Source organism: Pedobacter chinensis (genome assembly GCF_003339865.1).
Taxonomy (GTDB): domain Bacteria; phylum Bacteroidota; class Bacteroidia; order Sphingobacteriales; family Sphingobacteriaceae; genus Pedobacter; species Pedobacter chinensis.
In genome coordinates this window covers 35,769-59,043 of record NZ_QPKV01000015.1, presented here as the reverse complement: position 1 = coordinate 59,043, position 23,275 = coordinate 35,769, and the positions used below count along the sequence as shown (strand labels likewise).

The 23,275-nt window shown below is 34.5% G+C and carries 20 protein-coding genes; all 20 read right to left on the bottom strand.

Features of this window, described 5'->3' with window-relative positions; genetic code table 11:
• Positions 1-8: 8 nt before the first annotated feature.
• The 20 genes from DU508_RS22555 to DU508_RS22460 all read right to left on the bottom strand — a co-directional run bounded on the left by DU508_RS22555 (position 9) and on the right by DU508_RS22460 (position 23,260).
• The gene (locus DU508_RS22555) at positions 9-1,157 is read right to left on the bottom strand and encodes an EpsG family protein (RefSeq protein ID WP_115404930.1); all 1,149 of its coding nucleotides are present in this window, start codon (positions 1,155-1,157) and stop codon (positions 9-11) included.
• A 34-nt stretch (positions 1,158-1,191) separates the two neighbouring features.
• Entirely contained in the window at positions 1,192-2,424 is a 1,233-nt protein-coding gene (locus DU508_RS22550; RefSeq protein WP_147273674.1) for an alginate lyase family protein, read from the bottom strand.
• A gap of 17 nt (positions 2,425-2,441) precedes the next feature.
• On the bottom strand, positions 2,442-3,320 hold the full coding sequence (locus DU508_RS22545) for a polysaccharide pyruvyl transferase family protein (RefSeq protein WP_115404928.1): 879 nt from the start codon (positions 3,318-3,320) through the stop codon (positions 2,442-2,444).
• 59 nt (positions 3,321-3,379) lie between these two features.
• Positions 3,380-4,261, bottom strand: coding sequence for a hypothetical protein (locus tag DU508_RS22540; protein WP_115404927.1), 882 nt, complete (start codon positions 4,259-4,261; stop codon positions 3,380-3,382).
• A gap of 21 nt (positions 4,262-4,282) precedes the next feature.
• Positions 4,283-5,143 carry a polysaccharide pyruvyl transferase family protein gene (locus DU508_RS22535; protein WP_115404926.1) on the bottom strand — a complete coding sequence of 287 codons (861 nt, stop codon included), beginning with the start codon at positions 5,141-5,143 and terminating at the stop codon, positions 4,283-4,285.
• Positions 5,144-5,231: 88 nt separating this feature from the next.
• Positions 5,232-6,191 (bottom strand): glycosyltransferase family 2 protein, encoded by a 960-nt coding sequence (locus tag DU508_RS22530; RefSeq protein ID WP_115404925.1) that lies wholly within the window; start codon positions 6,189-6,191, stop codon positions 5,232-5,234.
• A 71-nt stretch (positions 6,192-6,262) separates the two neighbouring features.
• Positions 6,263-7,123, bottom strand: coding sequence for a polysaccharide pyruvyl transferase family protein (locus DU508_RS22525; RefSeq protein WP_115404924.1), 861 nt, complete (start codon positions 7,121-7,123; stop codon positions 6,263-6,265).
• 81 nt (positions 7,124-7,204) lie between these two features.
• Positions 7,205-8,722: a lipopolysaccharide biosynthesis protein gene (locus DU508_RS22520; RefSeq protein WP_115404923.1), complete on the bottom strand. Its 1,518-nt coding sequence runs from the start codon at positions 8,720-8,722 to the stop codon at positions 7,205-7,207.
• Between the two features lie 323 nt (positions 8,723-9,045).
• Entirely contained in the window at positions 9,046-11,424 is a 2,379-nt protein-coding gene (locus DU508_RS22515) for a GumC family protein (RefSeq protein ID WP_115404922.1), read from the bottom strand.
• A 37-nt stretch (positions 11,425-11,461) separates the two neighbouring features.
• Positions 11,462-12,268, bottom strand: coding sequence for a polysaccharide biosynthesis/export family protein (locus DU508_RS22510; RefSeq protein ID WP_115404921.1), 807 nt, complete (start codon positions 12,266-12,268; stop codon positions 11,462-11,464).
• 94 nt (positions 12,269-12,362) lie between these two features.
• Positions 12,363-13,094, bottom strand: coding sequence for a tyrosine-protein phosphatase (locus DU508_RS22505; RefSeq protein WP_115404920.1), 732 nt, complete (start codon positions 13,092-13,094; stop codon positions 12,363-12,365).
• 257 nt (positions 13,095-13,351) lie between these two features.
• Entirely contained in the window at positions 13,352-15,067 is a 1,716-nt protein-coding gene (locus tag DU508_RS22500; RefSeq protein ID WP_115404919.1) for a capsule assembly Wzi family protein, read from the bottom strand.
• A 120-nt stretch (positions 15,068-15,187) separates the two neighbouring features.
• On the bottom strand, positions 15,188-16,147 hold the full coding sequence (locus DU508_RS22495; protein WP_115404918.1) for a glycosyltransferase family 2 protein: 960 nt from the start codon (positions 16,145-16,147) through the stop codon (positions 15,188-15,190).
• A gap of 4 nt (positions 16,148-16,151) precedes the next feature.
• Complete coding sequence (locus DU508_RS22490) at positions 16,152-17,126, bottom strand: glycosyltransferase family 2 protein (RefSeq protein ID WP_115404917.1); 975 nt, start codon at positions 17,124-17,126, stop codon at positions 16,152-16,154.
• Positions 17,087-18,064: a glycosyltransferase gene (locus DU508_RS22485; RefSeq protein WP_158542236.1), complete on the bottom strand. Its 978-nt coding sequence runs from the start codon at positions 18,062-18,064 to the stop codon at positions 17,087-17,089. Before DU508_RS22485 ends, DU508_RS22490 begins: the two co-directional genes overlap by 40 nt.
• The gene (locus tag DU508_RS22480) at positions 18,054-18,725 is read right to left on the bottom strand and encodes a DUF5672 family protein (RefSeq protein ID WP_158542235.1); all 672 of its coding nucleotides are present in this window, start codon (positions 18,723-18,725) and stop codon (positions 18,054-18,056) included. Before DU508_RS22480 ends, DU508_RS22485 begins: the two co-directional genes overlap by 11 nt.
• Before the next feature lie 144 nt (positions 18,726-18,869).
• Complete coding sequence (locus DU508_RS22475) at positions 18,870-20,324, bottom strand: flippase (RefSeq protein ID WP_115404914.1); 1,455 nt, start codon at positions 20,322-20,324, stop codon at positions 18,870-18,872.
• Positions 20,325-20,327: 3 nt separating this feature from the next.
• Positions 20,328-21,083, bottom strand: a complete 756-nt coding sequence (locus DU508_RS22470; RefSeq protein ID WP_115404913.1) for a glycosyltransferase family 2 protein — start codon at positions 21,081-21,083, stop codon at positions 20,328-20,330.
• Positions 21,080-22,132, bottom strand: a complete 1,053-nt coding sequence (locus tag DU508_RS22465; RefSeq protein WP_115404912.1) for a glycosyltransferase family 4 protein — start codon at positions 22,130-22,132, stop codon at positions 21,080-21,082. The genes DU508_RS22470 and DU508_RS22465 overlap by 4 nt, the downstream gene beginning before the upstream one ends.
• A 144-nt stretch (positions 22,133-22,276) precedes the next feature.
• Positions 22,277-23,260 (bottom strand): MraY family glycosyltransferase, encoded by a 984-nt coding sequence (locus DU508_RS22460; RefSeq protein ID WP_115404911.1) that lies wholly within the window; start codon positions 23,258-23,260, stop codon positions 22,277-22,279.
• Between the last annotated feature and the right edge of the window lie 15 nt (positions 23,261-23,275).

Genomic DNA, 23,275 nt, shown 5'->3' with positions numbered 1-23,275 from the left:
ATAAATAATTAAAAGGCATAGTCAAATATGGATTTATAAGGAAAATGAGCTGCAGGATATCCTCCAAAAAACAAGGAATACGACCTAAATAATGCATAAAATATTAACCCAAAGGTTAAAAATACGCTCAGATAAGGATAGATTTTTTTATTACGATAAATGAAATAAGAAAACAGCAAAGGAAATGCAAACATAAAATAATTCTGCAACCTTCTTAATCCTGCCATAGCATCACCCTGAAATACTATCGAAATCATAACGAATACAAAAAATGTATTGAATAGAAAAGTGAAATAAATTTCGCTTTCTTTATAAGAAGAGATTTTAAGTACCTTATCAATCATTTTCCCAAATAAAAACAATAATATAATGAAAAGAACATTATTAATCATTCCACCTACAGCTATAATTGCACCTTTTTTGACAATATCAAAATCCAAATAATTATCGAACTTATGGGCTATATCATCACCCAAAAAATCAATGTTTTCAGAAATAGTGGTCAAAAAGGTTTTAAATAAAGGGGTTTCCCCTAAAATGAGAAAACCTATTGCAACCCCAACTGCTAAATTTGTCGAAGGCTTAAATCTTCTAGTACCTAAAACAAAAACAGGAGCAAAAATAATGGACGATGAATGTACGGTAAATGCTAAGAAGGTAAAAAACAAACCTTTCTTAACATTTAATTTAGAAAGATCAAACAGTCCAATCATTAGTATCCCTACCGCAATACCAATCCTCACAGGAAAAAACTGTGTACTGAACATAATTAACACAAAAACCATAATAGGGGTTTTTGAATTCGTCACAGAAAATTTGTAATAAGCCCATAGCACCAGCAAATTCGTCAATAATAAAAATATTGTGTAATTCCCTCCAAGTACCTTTACAATGGCGTTAATAAAGACATATCCTGGCTCCATACTAATGGCACCGCCATTTCTAGCATAGTTAAAGATATTATCCATTCTTGAAGCCTGAAAAACGTGTAAGTACTGATCCCAATCGGTACCTGTATCCCATCTAAGGCCTCTAAATAAGGTAAAAATTATTACCCACCAGATTAGGATTTCCTTTTTGGATTTTAAAGATACCCCTTCCGTGTCAAAAAAAACTGAGAATAAAAGTAGCCCGTATAAAATTATGTAAATAGTCATTTAATTCTTTTTGAAAGAAAAAGCTAATTATTATTTATTTTAGTTTATTTCTAGACATAAAATAGGTTGCCAGTAAATTATCGTTTTTTCTATTAAGCACTGTATTATCCACTTGTAAACCTTTTATTCTCGGAATGGCACGCATGTATAAATCCCATAAAGTAGTTGATGTTATTGTTTCATAATTAGCGTTTACCCTAATATTTTTAGAACCTTGGTCTTTATAAGTTTTATTTAACCATTGCAATGCACTTTTTAAGCTACTGCCGTTATAACTGTAATTCCAGATATCTTTTCCCTTTATATTATCTGATAATGAAGCTAAAAGCATAATGCCTTTTAAATTATAAACGCTATAACCAATCGGGGTGGCTCTTTTCAATTCTAAAGGTTGTTTGCCCTCTGAATCAATTTGTATTTGAACGCTTTTGATTGCCTTGTCATAAACTTCCTTTTTTACCGTTTCCGGATCTCTCCCTGTAAATAATTTAAAAACTGCTACTTGGGTATTGTAATAATTTACCTGATTGTTTTTCTGAATAGAGGCGATTTTTCCTGGTTTACTTTGTTGAAGCCATTGTAAATATTGTTTAAACCAATCTACAATTCGATTCGTAAATTGATTATCGAAATTTTTAGAACCCTTAAATAAGTAAAAGATATCTGGAATTTGTGTAATTACTACCACATCGACTAATCCTGAAAAAGTTCCAAGTTTTGTATCTGGCCTAACCTGGGCGTAATTGAGATTAGGGTTCATTGCGGTTTCTTTGTTTAAGAAAAAAACACTCAATAATTCTCTTGCCTTCTTACCATACCGCTCATCTTTAGTAAAATAATAGGTTAAAGAAAGTACTTGCAAGTCAACAACCATATCCCATAGTTGTTGTTTGTCTCTAAAATCCCTTATCGAGGAATTACGCTTACCGTCTTTAAAGCGTATATTTCCTTTTTCATCTAAATCGTGATAGGTGGAAATACTATAGTAATCATGCTTATTACCAGACGGTGCAATTTTACCGTCTTTAAAAAAAGTTACAGAATAATTAGGATTTTTAAGTATTATGTCAGATTTTTTCACTAAAATTTGAACTTTTCTGAGAAAGTCTTTATCCTTTTTCTTAAATAATTCCACATTTTGTTGATGGCTTAACTCATCCATTAAATACGGACCCGAATGATTCAACTGACCTTTTACGCAAAATGAAATAGCTCCGAGTACAACAAATAATACCAGTGCTTTATTTAATTTATAATCCTTCATCATTCTTTTGATTTTTAAAATTAATACCACAAATCTTTAGGAAAAGACTCTAATAAATTTTGCTGATTTTTTTCAATGTTAGGAATAGGAACAGTAGCCGGCCTGTTTTGAATAGCAAATTCCAAGGATTCTGCTATTGGAATATTAGTTCTACCCGTACCTTGAAAATAATCTTCATACTTAAATACATCGTTTTCCACGTCATATAAGATAGCTGGCACACCATAAACCTCTGCAAGTATTAGTCCATGTAGTGAACTACTAATAACATATTCCGATGCAACAATTCTGTCTATGAATCCTTTCCAATCTGATGTAAAAGTAGAAATCATTTTATCTCTATATTGAGAAGGAATATCGTCCTCCTTGTAATAATGTGGGATGATAGTGTAGTCATATCTCTTTTCAATTTTTGGATTGTAGAAAATAGGCATCAGTAGCGCAGGATCCCCGTAGATCTCCGGGCATTCAAATCCATTGTCCATCATCCTTCTCCTGGTCAGGGGGCCTCTCACTGCTCTGATATCAAAATTGACATGAGGTGGGTGTGTTTGAGAATTTCTTATTCCACTACCCCATATTACCATATCTGATTTAGCTGCATGGATTACTGAACCAATAGCAAACATCCTTACTGTTTTATCTTTTTTAGTATCCTTTAATTTTAATTTTTCTTTTACAAAATTAACAGTTACTATGGAAAGTAAATCTCCAACATTATCCTCGTTATGCCATTTAAAATAGTATACGTTTACCATCCCTTCTTTAACAGGCCTAGATGGATCTCCCCAAACGTATTTCAACCATCTTTTTTTAAGGATTTTTTCTTTCAAAGGTTGTAAGATACCTTTTAAAAAAGGTATTTTCAGAAGGATGTTTTTTTTCGGCACTCTTTTCATTGTAACAGCTAATTACTTTTTATATTATTCTATTTTATTCCCAAAAGCATAAACATCAATTACCATAGGTCATTTAAATTTACTTGCATAGCTTGCCAGGAAACATCATTAATTCCATAAGTTATTTTTGCTTTTTGATCTGCAAAATTCATCTGTAACCCTGATATATAGGTACAAGAAATTAAATTTTTATTAAACCTAAAAGTACTCCCAAACATAGACATTAGCGAATGAACTAAACTCACGGAACTAGCTTTTACATCCAAGGTATTTAGATCAATCGTTACTGGAACTCCAAGGTATAGTCGCTTCTTTAAAAAACTATATTTCCGATGCGCCATCAGATAGATTGTATTATTATTTAATACTGGCTGGGTACCAATACTCAGTGAGCCTAAGTTATTTTTGACTTGTCTTTCCTCCTCAAAAAACATCTCATCTTGATTTACAGATGATAATGTATATATTTTACAAACAGGGGAAATAGAATATAGCATTTTTAACTTCCCGTTCTGCTCAAAGAAAGCCCAATTTTTTTCTACCATGCTCCTTTTTTCGATATTACACCGCTTAATATCCAAATTTCCAGTTATTTGTATCAAAAAAACGCTATTTTGTGTTTTGGCACTGTAACCAGTGTTTAGCGTGCAATATACTTTATCTTCAATTCTTAATAATTTTGGATCTGCAGGTTTTATACCATACTGCTCTTTAAAAATAGGATTCAAGTTATGGATTGTAAGTGATGACGAATTTTCATCATATATGTAAATTACAGCCAAAATTTCTTTGTGAAGTTCTGAATAACATCTAAAAGCCCAATACTGGATTTTCTTAAATAATACAAAACTCGGGTTAAACACAAATTTATATTGCTCCAATTCCTTTTTTATTTTGTCAGGAACGAAATCCGCTTGATGATTTTTACAGTAGTATAGCATAGCTTTAAGATATTTGTAGGCTTATTGCCATAAATCTTTTGGAAATGATTGAATTAAATCTGACTGAAGCTTTTCCAAATTACCTATAGGTGGCATACTCTTTCGTTCTTTTAATGCCTCCTCAACAGACTTGGCAACAATGATGTCCTTTCTTCCAGTGCTGTAATAATAATCCTTATACTTAAACATATCACCATCCAGCAAATCAATTAGTATTGCCGGAACTCCATATGCCTCAGCGATAATTATTCCATGAAGTGAGCCACTGATCACATATTTAGACGACGCAAGTCTATCTATGAATCCCCTCCAATCAGAAGTTAAGGTACTAATTTGATTCTCCTTAAATTCCGCGCTGATCTCGGCATCCTTAAAAAAGTGCGGAATAATTGTATACTCATACTGCTTTTCTGTGTTCGGCTTGTAAAAAAGAGGCAGCAATAATGCTGGATCGCCAAAATATTCGGGGCATTTAAATCCACTTTGAATCAATTTCTCTCTTGATAACGGACCCCTAACTGCCCTGATATCCAAATTCACTTTCGGTATTATGGAATTTTCATAATGAACTCCACTACCCCATACCACCATATCTGATTTTGCAGCGGTAATCACTGACCCAATGGCAAACATCCTTTTGGTTATGTGCTTTTGATTTACTAGGTTAAGATGCTCTTTTACCATATCAACCACAATAGGGGATAATAGGTCGCCAACATTATCTATCTTATTAAATCTTTTGTAATAATAAACAGTTACCTCTCCATCCTTTATTGGCCGATTTTTATCGCCCCAATTATATTTGAGCCATTTTCTCCTTTGATTTAACCCAGAAGCCCATTTATATGCCGGTATTGAGTTCAAAAAACTTCGTATATTCATATCAAACTAATTTTTAAATAACAAGTAACACTAATAGTTTCCAAATTAGTTGGGCCGTTTTCTCCCTTTATGTTTACTTCGATTAATATCATTTCTTTGGTTTCAAAATTTTCTTTACAAATTGTTTTGCTGGAAAAAGCAAATTCTTTTTAAAGGAACCTTTTAAATAGGATTTAATAATAGCTGTTTTCGGAGCATCTTCAGCCGAAAGATTTTCATTGCCCCATTTTAAGATTTTGCGCAAATCTGAAATATTTGTTTTAGAATAACTAAAAAAATAACTGATGGTTAAAAAAAATTGTTTCGTCATCCAGTTTTTGTCAGATATTACATTTTGATCCTTGCCCTTTCCAAAAATATACTTCTTTTCATCTAAGTTCTCAATAATAAAATCAGAAGTAAGCGATTTCGTAATGTTATTGTCATGCACGCGATACACTCCAATAAAATCATCTAATATATATGCACCCCCATACAATAGCATTCTCATATAGATAGAGACATCATTTACCATCTCCATTTCTTTCACTCCAGCCAGTTCCAGGGATTTTCGCTTAAATAATGTTGGAAATGTAGACTGTGGTTTACTATATTTGAAACTAAAATTTTCTAAATATTTCGCTTTTTCCATGTAACCGCGAATATTCATTGGTATTTTTTTCTTTTGACCCGTTTTTTCGATTAAAATATAGGTTAAGCCTGATACAAAAGACAAATCATCATATTGTTCAAAGATTTTTATGCATTTACTTAAAAAAGCGTTATCGGTATAATAATCATCATCATCCGCAAAAACTATATATTCACCTTTACTTTGATTAAATCCAAAACCCCGGTTGAACCCACAGCCCATATTTTTTTTGTTTCGGTAATAATGGATGAAAGGATATTGCTCTGCATAATTTCTCATCGTAGACTCAGTTTCATCAGATGAATTATCATCAACTACAATAATTTCAATATTCTTATAATCTTGAGATATAACAGATTCCAAAAGTTGGATCAAATAGGAGTTTCTGTTGTAGGAGGGTATTATAAAACTAACCATTTTCTATCGTATTAATATGAACAGCCTTGAACTCAAATGGATGTTCTGAAAAAACTCGCTTCTTTTAGGCCTTATTCCCATAAATCTTTTGGGAATGATTGAATTAAATCTGATTGAAGCTTCTCTAAATTACCTATGGGCGGCATACTCTTTCTTTCTTTCAATGCTTCCTCAACAGACTTGGCAACGATTATATCCTTTCTTCCGGTACTATAATAGTAATCTTTATATTTAAACATATCGCCATCTAGAAGATCTAAAAGTATTGCTGGAACACCATACGCTTCGGCGATAATTATTCCGTGAAGCGAGCCGCTAATTACATATTTAGATGAAGCTAGTCTATCTATAAACCCTTTCCAGTCAGATGTTAAAGTGCTAATTTGATTTTCTTTATACTTATCACTGATCTCCTTATCTTTGGAAAAGTGAGCAATGATTGTATAGTCGTATTGCTTTGTTGTATTGGGTTGATAAAAAAGTGGCAAAAGTAACGCTGGATCACCATAATATTCAGGACATTTAAACCTGTTTTGAACTAATTTCTCTTTAGATAACGGACCTCTAACCGCTCTGATGTCCAAATCTACTTTTGGCATAATAGAATTCTCAAAATGAACCCCACTACCCCATATTACCATATCAGATTTGGCAGCCGTTATCACAGAACCTATGGCAAACATTCTTTCTGTTCTTCCTTTTTTATTTTGCAGGTTAAGATGTTCTTTTACCATATCAACTACAATAGGAGATAACATATCACCTACATTATCAATCTGGTTAGGTCTTTTGTAATAATAGACATTAACTTCGCCTTCTTTTATTGGGCGGTTTTTATCATACCAATTATATTTGAGCCATTGTTTTCTTTTACGAACCCCAGAAGCCCACTTATATCCGGGTATTAAGTTCAAAACATTCCGTATTTTCATATTAAACTAGTTTTATAAATTAAAGTAATACTAATCATCTTTAAAATTAGTGCTCAAATGCCCTCTCTACGTTTACTTTCATCATCCTAGTTTTTTTCTAATCAAGTTATACACCATTGCTTTCTCTGATTTCTTAAAGCCAAGTGAAAAAATTACCGTTAAGGTTACTGTGACGATGACTAAACTTTCCCAAATCAATTTGAAGAAGGTGTCTGATTGCCCGGCAAAAAAATTGAAAGCATATAATAGCCCTACACATAAACAGGTAATATATAATATAGGGAGGAAAACCTCCTTAGCAAAAATTGAGAGACCTAAAGCCACCATTTTTTTAAGAAACATCAGTCTTATAACAAGAGTTATTAATGAGAGGACTATTGTGATATACAAAAAGAGGGAGGGGTCCTTAGCAATTTTAAAAGCTAAATAGCTTAAAGGTAAATTTAAAAACAATATAGAGCCAACTGTGATCTGATACCATTTAATTTTACCTGTAGCCAATGAGCCAGTGGCTAGTGGCCTGGAAAGACACTCTATTAATAAATTTATCAGCGCCAAATTAACAAGTATAGCCGTGTATTGCGGTGGGTTTTTGAGCCACCAAATCAATATAAAATGAACATTAAAAATAATTGGGCAAACCAAAACAAACATCAAATAATAAGAAAATTTGGATGATTGAATCATCAGTTTATGCATTTGCTGCATATTGCCTTGTGCATAATTCTTATAAATTTGTGGATTAACTGCCATTTGAAAATTTGACACAAAAGAATTTACCGCAGTTTGCACTTGATTCATAATTCCATAAGCTGCATTAACTACCGTTCCAAAAAAAACATTTAATAACATATTTGTTCCTTGGCCTTTAGCTACATAAGCAATATTTCCAAACAGGTTCCAGCCCGAATAAGAGATCAACGTCTTATAAAAGGTCTTATCCTTGTAAAATCTGAATGCACTCTCTTTAAAGTTTTTCAAACAATATATTTTATATATCGTAGAAATAATAAGCGGAGTTATAAAAAGTAGTACAGCATAAGTTTCTAACTTGTCATAAGAAGACAGATATAACAGGTATACAATTAACAGTTTTAAAATTACCTCTATTATACTTATCACTGCAAAAACATTCATGCGCTCCCTTACAATAATCAATGCATTAAAGGGTACTTGCGTAATACCTATCATGCTCGCCATTATAGAGAACTGATAAACAAAATTTGCCTCATTTATTCTACCTACTGGTAAATTCAATTTATAATTTACAAACCATAACCCTATCGTTTCGGCAATTAATAAAACCAATAAAGCAATACCAATATGTATAACCAAGGCTGAATTAAATGTTTTGCGAAGTCCTACATGATCTTTTTTTCCAACATCCATTGCCAAAAAACGTTGTGTTGCAGAAGACATTGCAGAATTAAAGAAAGTAAAAAGAGTTACAACGCCGCCTACTACACTATAAATCCCGTAATCTTGAATACCTAAAGCGTTGAGTACAACCCGGGAAGTATAAAGGCTTACACCCATAGTAAGAAACATCCGGATGTAAAGCAACATTGTATTTTTAGCTATTCTTTTTGAATCTGACATATAGTAATATTAGAAACTAAGCACTTGAAATGCCTTAGCATTAATTTTCTTAATAAAAAGCCCCAAACAGAGCATAAACAAATATAGTGAGGCTAACGATCAAGAATTGAGTACTACAATGACAGCAATTGCAATTCCCCTTAAAAAGTCATAAAAAAAGCTTTCTTTCATTATATATTCTTTGATTTATAACAGAATATTTTAATTTGGGTTATTACTCAAACTTGCATTTTCGTATTACAGATTGATTTACCACTATTCTATATTAACATGTGAATTCAGCCGCTTCAGTAATCAAAGTTTTGCCATTCTAAATTAAGGCCTTAACCTTTTTTTAAACCCAAACGTTGCATCCAACTCTTCTTTTTTGTCGTCTCAGTATTATAGGTACCGTAGCCATAACCATAGCCATAGCCATAGCCATAACCGTAGCCTTTATTTTCTACGATATCATTTACCACTATTCCTATTTTCTTCATTTTCTTACTTCTATACAACCCATCTACAATATTCAACTGTTCCTTAAAGGTGTATTTCTGTCTTACCAGGTACAGACAAAGATCGGCATGGGCTGATAATAGTTGTGCGTCTGTAACCAATCCAATAGGTGGCGCATCCATAATAATATAATCGAATTGTTTTTTCAGGTCATCCATTAGTATTTCCATGCGGCTACTCATTAAGCTTTCGGCAGGGTTTGGCGGGATAGGGCCCGAGCTTAATAAATATAAATTAGGATGAGTGGCTAAAGGCACGACTAACTCACTCGCTTTAAGGCTATCATTAATGATAAAATTGGTAAAGCCAATAGGAGGTTTTACGCCAAATTTAACTGATAAACCTGGCTTGCGTAAATCCAATTCCATTAACAATACTTTTTTACCGGTTAAGGCCAGCACATTGCCTAAATTAATAGTAACAAACGATTTTCCCTCTCCAGACATGCTTGATGTAAGCAGGATCACTTTTTCATCTTTATTATGTAAGTAAAAAGAGAGGTTGGTTCTAAGTCCTCTAAATTGCTCGGAAATTGCCGACCGCGAATCGGATGATACAATTAGGTTATCGGCCATTTTATTGTGGCTAATTTCGCCCAAAACAGGCACTTGTGTTAGCTTGGTAATATCATCTTTAGTTTCGATTCGGTTATTAAAAATATCTTTCAAATAAATAAAGCCTATTGGAAAAAGAAGACCAACAAAGAAACCAACCAGTGTTACTATTTGTTTATTGGGCCTTATAGGATTGATCTCTGATTTAGGCGAATCGATGGTTTTGGCGTTGGATAGGTTAGCGGTTTTAGAGATGGCTGTTTCTTCGCTTTTCTGCATCAAAAACAAGTAAAGCTGCTGCTTAATTTGCTGCTGTCTGGCCAAATCGAGATAGTTGCGTTCTACTTCTGGTACCTGCCTCATGTTGCCTTCTACACCAGCCATTTGCCTTCGTAATCCATCCCGATTGATGATTAAGTTACGTTGCGAATTTTCGAGATTTGATAGCATATCTACCCGCAAAGCAGCAATTTGATGATCAATATCAACAATTTTGGGATTGGTGTCAGTTACTCCGGTCAGCCACCTGTCTCTTTCTAACAAGAGGCCATTATATCTTTCGACCAAACCGTTAAACACGACATCGGGAAGCAAAAGGGAACTGGGCAATACCCGCTGGTTTTTACTTTCATCCTTTAAGTAAGCTTTAAGGCTATTTAAAATACTAAGCTGGGTTTCTATTTCGGCAATTCCTTTAACATATTGCGAAGTATTCTGAATCAGCATCTTACTCTGCTCACTCATTTCAATCAGGTTATTGCGTTCCTTAAAGCCTTGTATGTTGCCCTCTATACCGCCAAGCTCTCCTCCAATATAGGCCAAACGGTTTTTTATAAATTTAATGGTGCTATCGGCAATGATATTTTTATCATCAATATTTCCCTGCACATATTTTTCAATCAATTTGTTTAGAATATCCTCTCCTTTCTTTGGTATGGGATATTCCATGCTCAAATTAATAATAGCTGTTTGTCTATTGGTAACTTCCACCGTAATTTTCTTCATCAGGAAGGCTACCTCTGCATCAACAGATTTTATCAGGAAACTATATTGGATATCCTTATTAAGCAATGGGCCATTACGGTGAATTTGAAAGAAACCTATATTTTTAACAAATATTGGTTTATCATAATCAACCACTATATCAATATCATCTGTTTTTAAAGCAAGTTTAGCATTGGGCAACTGCTCCAGGTTAAAAGTGGTGGTTTTAATGGTATCGGCTTCTTTTAAAAAAACCACACTAAATGGCGACTTATAAAGTTCCACATCTCGAAGGCTTCCTTTCTTGTAATACTTTACATTTAGCTTCATATCCAACACCACTTTTTCCAGTAAATCTTTGGTTTTTAGTACTTCTACTTCATTATCTACTGAGTTTTTGGCACCCAATAATCCACTCATATTACCCAAGGCATCAGTTTGCCCTAAAACACCACCCTTTTTATCGTCGTTTACCAACAACCTGCCCGTAATATTGTACACTGGGGTTTGATACCGAAGGTATAACAGTGCAGCAAGAACGCCGACGAAAATACTGGCCAAAAACCAGGGCCAGATAGACAGCAATCGGCTTAAAAATCTCTTAACATCAAACGTTGCTTCTTTATCTTCGATGGGGAATGGTGTATGTTGAGGAGTTATATCCATTATTATGATAGATTATAGTCTAATTTTGCTTATCAATTTAAAATATCCTTGTTATTGCTAAAACTAAAATACTAATTGCCGATAAGGCAATGCCGATAGTAGTACGGGTGGGTGCAGTTAAAGCTGATGCTTTGGCATTAACCGGTTCGATATAAACAACATCGTTTTGTTTTAAATAGTAATAAGGACTATTAAATATATCGGCAGTGTATAAATTTAACCGGCCAAATTCTTTTTTGCCATCCTTTTCTCTGATTACCATAATATTATCTCTTTTACCATACAGTGTAAGGTCTCCGGCCAAACTCAGGGCATCTAATACTGTTACTTTCTCGTTAGGAAGCGTATATATGGCCGGGCGGGCAACTTCGCCTATTACGGTAACTTTAAAATTGGCAAACCGCACCTGAACTGTGGGTTTTTTAAAATCGATTGCCGCTTTTTCACGTATAAGATCTCTGGCCTCAAAAGTAGTGAGTCCCGATAATTTTACTCTACCCAAAATAGATAACTCTACCTCCCCGTTTTTATCAACTAAAAAACCATTAATGGCCGGTTGGGATGATTGTCCTCCGCTATTATTTGAACTTTGAATGGACTGTACACCAGCCTGATTTACCTGAGCTCCAGTATTGGGATCGGTAGTAAAGATAGAAATGGCTAAAATATCATCCGGTTGAATGGTTGGCTCGGTAAAGGAAGTCATTTTTTTCTGACTTATCGAATCGGCTACTCCAACATCCTGAAAATAACGAATATTTTTTACAGATGAACAGGCAGCAAGGCTTAAGGCCAAATAAATTAATGAAATACTTTTAAAACACAAAGACAATTGTTTGTTCATAGAATAAATATTAAGCTGGCAAAGATAACAATTTACTCAAAAATCAATTGAGTTAATTGCTCAATTACTTAATTATGGGTATCATTTCCGCTAATTAGCTAAATAATTGTTTATTTTTAAAAGGATATTGCCCAATCAGATGAAATAAATCTCCGGTTTTGACTACTTGCTGTAGTACCTTTAAATGTTTTTCATGATGAAGGTCTGTAGCAGCAAGATCATACAGTTTATTTTTAAGCAGATAGGCAGCAGCCTGTTTAACTTCTTTGCCATAATAGCCCGTGACGGCGAGCAGATTCAATTGAAACAAACAGCCCATATCTTTAAGCCTGTGGTAACGCTGATGATCGTTATGGTAAAAATTATAGCGCTCCGGATGTGCCAGGATCACGATATAACCTTTAATTTGAAGATCGAAAATGACTTGTTCAATGTTTGGCGTTTCATTAAGGTATGACATTTCAATTAAGATGTGCTTACTGGCCACGCAAAGTAAATCGTTCGCGAGCTGGAAATCATGGTCGATCATGTATTCTGCCGCGGCACTAACCTCAACCTGAATGTCATTTTGTTTTAAAGCGGTTTCTATAGCCGCCAATGCGGGCATTATGGTTTCTGCCGTATTGGGATATAATTCTTTAAAAATATGTGGCGTGCAAATGAACTTGTATATGCCTAACTCGTGGAGTGCTTTAATTAAAGAGATAGATGTTGCTACATCGGGTGAACCATCATCAACACCCGGCAGTAAATGCGAATGAAGATCAATACCTAGCCAACCAAGATCGGTAACTAGTGGGGGTTTCGGCTTGAAAAAAGAGAACATAGGGACGAACAGATAATTTGAAATAAGATTTTACGGGCAATCCTTAAATAACAGTCTGATATTTTAGACTGATATCAAGGAATGTCCAAAAATAGCAATCAATTTTTAATTTATTATTACTAAATTATGAATAATTTTCTCAAATTACCACCTAACAACGTATATTTTTGGATTACACAAAAAAAGTTCGCATTTTTTTGAGAAAAAATGATGCATCATTACTCCAAAAGCAACAAATTGGGTAAAAAAGTAAAATATTACCAACGGTATAGGATGCCTACCTTTAAATGCAAATTATTCACATCTTTTTTATTCCATTCCCAGTAATCAGGGCCCACTTCCCATTGATACTGATAATTAAGAGAGCGGATATAAGTAAGCTGAGAGTTAATAATTAACTTATCGAAGTTCCAGGCAAACTTTCCTCCAAATGCCAAATCAATCCAATGCCTGTTTATATATTGTGACTTTTCTCCGGAAGCATCTGCATAACTATATAGCAGATCGTTATTGTTAACCACACGTTCGAGCAGAAGCCCAATCTTTTTCAACCCCTTTACCCAGCTCACATCTAATGACTGCATATTACTGCCTGGTCCAATTCCGGCACCCAGAACCTGTCCATTATTGGTATAGCCGTCTGACACCTGATAGTGTGTATACCAGGTTTCGCTAGCTCTTGTTTCGCGTGTTGTGTTTTTTTGTAACTGCGTAAATTCCATACCAACTTGTATATATTCCTCCTCACGGATCAGGGGAACAAGTTTTCTAAATCCAGCAACGTAAGCCCGGGTATGCTCAGGTTCAACAATGGCATCCCTTAAATCATAAGCATGATCGTTACGCCCATACTCTAGATATACTTCTGCCTTACTTTCCGGCAATACGTAACGAGCAAAAAATGAAATATATTGATCTTGCTTTACGGTTTCCTCTGCATTTGTTCCATCCGGATTAACAAATGCTTTTTTGGGTAAAGATTTGAATATTGGAAAATAGTCAGCAAATCCCCTACCCATGTCTCTTCTGTTTACAATGAAAGTCCTGTCGAGGCCCAGGTAAAAACCAGGAACCCATTCAGGCTGATAAGTTAATGCAATTCCAGAGAAATACCTCCAATCACCAGGTTTAGTCACAAAGGCAACACCAGTAGGCTCAGCAATACCCGACTGCTCTAATCTTCCTCCAATAATTTGTGCTTCAAAAGAGCCAATATATGTTTTGATTGGTTTTGTCGTACTTAAGCTTAAATGTTTGAATCCCGAAGCGTTGTTGGTCATCAGCAAAGAATTTCTTACCCCCGGCCCCCACCATAGATTTTCGTTTGAAAGGCTAACCGCCACCGGACCAGCATTTAGGCTAATACTACTCTGGCCCCAGCTCAACTTACTATAATTACTGTCGCCAAATCGATCAGGCAAATCAATCTTATTGTAAAAATTTCTTGCAGCAACCCCCTTGAAAACGGTTCCGTTAGCGTCACTCATTTTTTGAAAACCGGTATTATCGGCAAAAACATACTCTGGGCGCAACTGGATAGATAACGGGCCAATTTTGGCAAATACCCCGGCAGAGATTTGAGTTTGATAACCTTTGGCCTGAACCATAGAGCCATCATTTATCCCATATGGGTGATGAGTATTAAACTGTTGCTGTACTACTGCTGGAAGCAAATAAAAAGCAATTTTCCCTTCATTACCAGTATAAAGCTCTTTTCTGAAGTTATCTAAATATAATAGATTACCATTACGTTGCTCTCCTAGAAGTAAATTATTAGCTGGGGAAATAGGTAAAGGCCTGATGATATAAGAAACATTCGAGGTATCATTTCCAAGCAACTGTTGTCTTCTATAAGAATCTTCTATATTTTCTAGTAAACCTACAGGTAGTGTTTGTGCATGAAGTGATGCAGATAAAGAGCCGATGAGCAACATGGTGCCTAAGCTAATGTTTCGAATTTTTAAAGTATACATATTTAATTAGTAAATGTTTCTCAAGTTGCTAAATTAATTTTTTTGAGAATTTGTTCATATTTAATTTTAAGCTTTTAAAAAACAATATTCCAGGCGTTTTCCATAGGGGCAAAAACCATGCTAAACTGAAATAATTTTTTTTCTAAGGTAGATTACAATATAAAAATGAGCAAAAGTTTGCAATAAACCCACCATTCTAAGCTTTTTCCTCAGCATGAAACTCAATAACGCAACATTACTTTGGTTAAAAGCCTTAAGATACTCCTTTATCAAAAAGGACATTGCTTGAGTTAAGTCGTTTTGATATGTCTTAAAAAAAACACCAATCATTTTATGCTGTCTGGTTAAAAAAGGTAATCGATCGGCTGGACGGTATATATATCGTCGAAATCGAGATGCAATAGAACGACTATAAACATTCGTACTTGCGTTTCTATTATGCTGCCGATATTTTAGTAGCTTCTGCGGTAAGAGCACCGCCTTTCCAAATACACAAGCTACAAGTGAAATCCAATAGTCATGAAACTCAGCGGTTTCTGGTATTACCTTGATTTTATTAACTAATGCTTGGTTTAGCATCATTGTACAACCATAAGCATAGTTGGCTGTAAGTAAAACAGGCATAATTAATTCTGAAGGCATGGGTAATTCTTGATGAAGAACTGAAGTTTTCTCATCTACAAACTGAAAATTACTGTAAACCAATAATGGCAAATCATTAGCTTCTTTTTGCTCTAATGCCTGTATAAAACTTAGGGAAACTGCTATTTTATCTAAATTCCAAACATCATCTTGATCTGCAAACATAATATAGTCGTTTTTTTTTGTGCTCACATAATTAAACAATACACTGAAGTTAAGCCCTGGAGATCCATGTGGGCCCGCTATATCCAATAATTTAATCCTCTTGTCTTTAGCAGCATACGATTGTAAAATTACCGGTGTTTCATCTGTAGATTGATCATCACGAATATACAATTCCCAATCCCGGTAAGTTTGAAGTTTTATGCTGTCAAGTTGCTGTCTCAAATACTTCGCACCATTATAGGTAGCCATTAAAATAATCAGTTTAATTCCCATTCGATTATTTTTTCAAAACCCTTATTGTTAGTTTAAAACATGCCATGTATAATAGCCTGAAATTTCGGATAGGAGAATGTATAAATCTCATTAATACATGTTTTGAACCAGAAATTATATCAAGAGACCGAATACGGTGTAATGCTAACAAATCCTGGTTATATTTCTTTAGTACATTTATCTCATCATCCTTAAATTGATCTTTGAGCATACTATCGATTTGATTTCTCACAAAAACCTCTCCCTCAAACATTTTTCTTTTCCCACCCATCATACTATGCGGATGTATTCTGATTTCAGTTCCTGTCGCTTTTGAGTCGTCAAAAACAAAAATTGGTCTGAGAAGGGCTATTTTAAACCATATCAGCCAATCTTCATTATTATTCGAACCTGCATCGAACATTCCGGCATTCTTTACAAGCGCTTTATGTACAAGAGCACTACTAATAGGAAAAATATTATTCGTTATGAGTGATTTTACAAGATCAATCCCATTTAGCGTTTTAGTTGCCAGAAAACCAGCAGGGTATTTATCTTGATAAATTCTTTTTATGGCATTACTGCTACTAAAAAAAATCGATTTTGAAAAAACCAGCGCGCAATATTCGGACTTCATAACCTTAACCTGAATAGCCAGTTTATCTGCTTGTAATAAATCATCTGCATCCAAAAATTGTAAATAAACCCCTTTTGATTTCTCCACACCAATGTTTCTGGCATTAGATGATCCCGCATTGCTAATATAAATATATTCAAAATGTTGATTGGCATGTGTTGTAATATATTCTGCTACAATCGATGCGGTATCATCAGTTGAGCCATCGTCTATAATGATACACTCCCAATTAGTATAGCTTTGCGCCGATATACTACGGAGCGCATCTAATATGAAATGTCCGTAATTATATGTTGGAATAATGATGGATACTAGCGGAAAACTCATTTTACCTCTTCTATTTTTTGTTTTATGATATCCCAACGGTTAATCCACTGATGATTTTTTCTGACCTCCAAATAGTTTCTTTCGATAAGAGGAAAATAAGAATCGTAATTGCTGAGCACTTCTAACAATTGTTCTGCGGCATTCTCCATGTCTATTTCCACTATCGTCTGGTAGTCGAACAGTTCTTGCATATCTAACGGCGTAATTCCAACAATTAAACATTTCGAAGCCATTGCCTGAAGATAGCGCAAAGTCATAGAAGAAATATATTCTGAACGTTCAGGGTGCGTAATATTTGAAGGAGTGCAAATTACAATTTTAGCCCCTGCAAGCGCCTCTACTAAATCTGATTTCTCCTGAAACAATAGATCTGATTCTTTATGTTTATACACATGATATTTAGAATTAGCGCCCAACCTGTCTTTGATAAGCAGGTGATATTTTTCATATCTTCTCCCAAATTCCAGCACATCTATTTTTTTTTCGTGATATGGCCTAAAAGAATATTCATTTGCATCTATACCCTCTGGAAGCCACATGCTCTGACACCGACTCTTTGGAAATTTTTTCAGATGATCTGCCCATACCTGTTTAGAGGAGAAAAATACATGCCTGATATTGAACAGATCGAGCAATGGAAAAATCCAATATTGGAACCTTGGCCACACATCGTGCATATAAACAAAATTTAGCTGCGAGTAGAACGCATGAGGAATCAGAACACTGAAGTCGCCACTTATCAGTGCAGCAAAATTCACCTTTCTATTATTCCATAGTCGAAATTTAAGACCAAAAAGACAAGGTACGCTGACTAATTTGCGAACAAGATAGGATTTTATTCGCCTGTTGGTTACTATTTTTCTGGTAATCAAAATCGAATTGTCCTTTTGGATAGTATTATAAAGCTCTTTTATACCATCTAAAAAATATGCTTTTTCCTGAGATTCCAGCAAGTGAATTTTACTAAATCTCATATCCAACCTCCCTAATGTAACGAGCCCAAAAATCTGGCTCATATTTCCACCAACCATGACAGCCAAAAGGCAGCTTGTATTCATTCAGTATATAAAGTGCACCGGGACTTACTTCAAAGCTAAAAGGCAGGGTTTGCATTGGTTCAGGCACACGAAAATCGGCAAATGCTGATGGAATTAGTTGCGCCCAGAAAATATCTTCGTTGACTACTGGTTGGAGTGGATAAAATGAGAAATTATAAATCATATTATATTTAATATCTCTCCATAAATTAATATAAAAAGGCTTACTTGGAGAAAAAAAAGGGTGTTTGAACTGGAGTTTTTTAATCTGCCTACCGATTTTATAAAAACTGGCTATCCTCCGAAGACTAAACCCCCCATTTCCTTGTCCAATAATGATACCACCTGCTTCATTGCCACTTTCCTTTATGAACGGAGCACCGATATAATCGAAATTCTGGTTGCACCAATAATCCAATTCATCTCTAAATACAAACGCATCCAACTGATAAATCAGCATAAATTTAAAATCGAGAAACGCACCATAAAACCCGGGAAACTTCATCAGCTTATTATATCCACCAAGGCTAGAAAAAAAATGATCCTTAAAAATTTTATATTGCGCCTTTTTTTCCCTTATAAATTTGTTTTTAAGCATCGCAAATTCCAACCGCTTGGGAATAACAAAAAAAATGTCATGCTTATTAAGCACACGAAAGCATTGCTCAATCGAAATTTGTTCAAAAGCACTCAATGATTCTTTATAGATAGGAATAACAATACAGACGCGCTTCATATCGTTTTACTCAATTAATCTACTTAAAAAGCCTAACGGACGATATACAGATAAAACCTCAATCATATCCTTATTTTTCCAGATAAATAACTGTACAAGTATGTAAAAGGTTACACATATTCCAATTGTAAAGGTAAGAACTAATATGGGAAGTGCTGTAAACTGGCTCACAAGGTATCGGATCAGAAAAAAAAAGCTACTGGTAAATAGACTCTTCAGCAATAGGCTAACGGGCATGGATACTACAAATAGCGTTCTTGTGAAGATATACAAAATGATAACAACTACCAATTCCGTTAATAGCGAACTTATGGCAGCACCATTATGCCTAAATATAGGGATTAACATAAAATTAAGGATTAAACTAACGATAACACCAGCAATTGAGGCATAAAAAATTTTCCTTTCCTGTTTTAACGGCAAAAGAATTTGATTACTAAATACCTGAGCAAGTCCCACAAAAATCACGATACAGGATAATATCCTTAACGAATTCGCAGCAGGCAAATAATCGCTCCCGGCAAAAACATTCACAACCTCATTCGCTAAACAAAAAATCCCCATAGCAATGGGAATACCGAGAAAAATAACAAAACGTATAGACTTGTTTAGCAATCCGTTGGCTGTAGAATAATCTTGTTGATAAAATGCTTGTGTGAGCCGAGGTAATAGGGCGAGAGATACAGCCCCCATTACAGAAAGTGAGATTTTTGCGATACGCATTGACGCGGCGTAATAACCTACTGTTATGTCGTTTGTTAAAAAACCTAAAATAACCGTGTCAAAAACAAGATATATAGTAGTAACCATAGCACTTGCCAGAATAAGAAAAAGTGGCTTGAGGTGTTTTTTGATTGCTAAGTTCGTAAACGAAATTTTTATCCGTTTAGTAATGAAGTACATATTGAATCCACCGGAGATGAGAGCGATTAAAAGGTTTAAACCATAATATATGTTTTTATCCTCGGGGCCACGTACAAAAAGAAACATCAAGGAGATTGTTAAAAGTCTGATTAAAACTGTCCTTAATGTAATATAACGGAATTCTTCCATGCCCTGGAAAAACCATTCGGATATGAAAATGCTTCCCATCAAAATAGCCATCCCAATTTGATATAACGCAAAATTTGAATGAAGTTTATCAATATACCAACTGATCAGAAAAAGGATGCCCGTAGCTATAATAGCGCTCATTGCATGAATAGAGAACAATTCTGAAAATGTTTTGCCGAGCAATTTGGAATCATGTTTTGCCCGGGCCACTTCTCTAACACCATATAATGGAATGCCAAGCCCAGACAATATCAAAAAATATATGGTAAAATTGTCTGCAAAACTAACGGCCCCTAATGCCTCTGGCCCTAATACTCTGGATGCATAAGGGAAGGTAATTATTGGAAAAAGAACCTGAGTTAGGGCTAACACGATATTGTAGGCCGCATTTTTCCTTAAAACTCCCATGGTTTAGCTTTTTTTGAAGATAAAGCCCCACCACTTAAATAAGTATTTTGAATACACAAGTGGAATACTGGTTGCAACACCATGATTCCTACACGATTGAATAATTTCATTGTTTTGCTTTTTGATACTTGCAAAGCCTGAAGTACTTATTCCTCCTTGCCGCATTTTTACCCATACATCCTTAACATACTTTGCCTTAACCTTATGAATAAGTAGAAACCTAAGCAATAAATCAAAATCTCCCGATATATCAAAATCTGTTGAATATGCTCCATGCTTTTGAAAAAGTGACCTTTTGGAATAAAATGAAGGATGAGCTGGCGCTGTACCAAATCTAAACATCCAAGGCCTAAATTTCTCTGAAGAATAATAACGTTTAATTTTCTGCGTATCCTGCCTATCTGTAAACACAATATCCGCATAAAAGGCGTCTACATTGGGCTCATTTTTAAATTTTGCAGCCACTCTACTTAAAACCTGATTGTCAGCAAACAGATCATCAGCATTCATAATACCAACAATTTGGCCTTTAGCAAGCTGAATGCCTTTATTTAGTGCATCGTAAATACCCTTATCTGGTTCTGAAACGAGTATATCTATGTCTTTACGGAAATTGTTGATGATATCAAGTGTGCCGTCTGTTGACCCACCATCGATCACGACATACTCAATATCTTTATAATCTTGATCAATAACAGACTGTATTGCCGAACCAATCAATTCATTATTAAAAACTACAGTAATAATACTAATGGTCATGAGGCTAAAGATCTATATAAGCTATAAGTTTCTTTAAAACAATTATCCCAAGAAAATTTTTTTGCTTGCTCAAGTCCTTTATCAACAATTTCTGTTCTGCGATTACCAATTATGTCGATGGCACAAAGGGCTTCCTCTATGCTTAATGCTTGCAATAATACGCCTGCCTGTCCAGCTACTTCCGGTATGGAAGAAGCATGTAATGCGATAAAAGGGCAGCCAGCTTGCATAGCTTCTAAAATTGGGATTCCAAAGCCTTCGTTAGAAGAAGGATAAAGTAGGCAGAAAGCGGTATTATACAAAGAATTGAGCTTGGCCTTATCTATATTTGGAAATACAAGGAACCGGTTACCCAACTTTTTTTTCAGCAATTGATGCTCTTTTGCAGTAAGTGGGTTTCCGACAATATACAGATAAAAATCTTTACAAACTGTTGTTAAATTTACTGCAAAATCAAAATTCTTGTAATATTCCCTAGCACCTACGAAAAGAAAAAAAGGGTTTTTAAAGTCAGTATCTCCATTTTCCAAGATTTGAAAATCAGCAGATGCTCCATTAGCAATTACTTTTACCATTGATTCTTGAAGGTGTGGATAGCTATTTAATAAATCATTTTTTGTATGCTTAGAAACAGTAATAATACAATCGCTTGCCTTTATAGCTGCATCTTTTAGATATTTATGGAGCCATAACCTTGGTCCCCGGTAATATTTTTCGTGGGTAAAATCGTGTACAGTAGTAACTACAATTGTATTTGAAGCTTTAACAGGGGTTCTAAAATAGCTGGAATGAAAAATATGAGGTTTGTTATAGGCTGGAAGTTTAACAAATCGGTCCAAAAGTGTGAAAAGATTAGCCCTATCTATAATTTGTTCTTTTGAGATAGGCAATTGCTGTCTCAAAATGTTTGCTGTTTTTTGATTAGGTTCATAAAAATTAAGAAAAACCCTATCTTCTTTCAGAAATCTAACAGTGAGTTCATACCAATAAGTAGAAATACCTCCATTTTTCTGCAAATAATAGATTAAATTATCATATAACAACCTCATTTAAACCCCGTCTTTGATGATGAAAACTCACTAAATGCTAATTGCACAATGATTTTAATTGCTAATATAACTAAAAATCCATATTTATAAAACCCTTGTATAACAACTGATCTCAACTTACTGATTTATAAGTTTTAGCCACAATTACATTTTGTCAGGTAACACAGCTTCGAGTAATCGCTTTTTCCCTTCTAACAAAAACCTCAGCATAATGAATAAAGTACCAACTAATATTACATATATTATAGCTAAACTGTAACTGGGTTTAACTATAATTAGTGCTCCATTAAACAACAATTGAACAATAGCATAGCCAATTGCAACCAAAGGATGCGGTATGTTTTTTTCATTGGCTAAAAACTGGTAAAAATGAGATCGGTGAGCACTAAAAATATTTTCTTTTCGCATTAAACGAAAAACAATGGTTGTAATAGAATCCAGACCATAAAGTAAAAGAAGCAACAAGTAATTTAAGTTTTGAGACATGATAATCAGGCTTCCAATTAAAAAGACAAGAATAAAAGCAATTCCTACACTGCCAACATCGCCTGCAAAACTTTTGGCCTTTATGCGAAGATTAAAGAACAAAAAAACTATAACAGAAAGAATAGCCACTATAATGAGGTCATTAGCTACAAAATCCGTATCAATATAGTTATTTAGGTAATACAAAGTGATCAGTGTAACAAAGGCATAAATACCAGTTAATCCGTTAATACCATCCATAAAATTGATCGCATTGATGATACCAATTACAATTACAAATGAGAGTGCCACAAGGTAAATTGGAAGATCGAGCATTCCAGTTTGAAAAAACAGTAGCAATACTGCAAAAAAATGACATATTATCCTTAATTTATTACTAACTGGCTTAATATCATCCACAAAACTGACCGCACTGATGATTAGTAGTCCTAAAATAAAATATGGGTAGCTAAAACCAAATGCAACAAAGTAAATCAGCATTCCTATGGCAAATATAATCCCACCGCCTCTAATAGTGATGTTACTATGGGAACTACGGAAATTCGGTTTGTCTATGATATTGTAGTGACTCGCGATTTTGAAATATAATAGTTCAATAAGAAAAAAAAGCAGTAAAAAGATAGTACTAATAAATATTGTCATTAGGTGTTTTTCGTA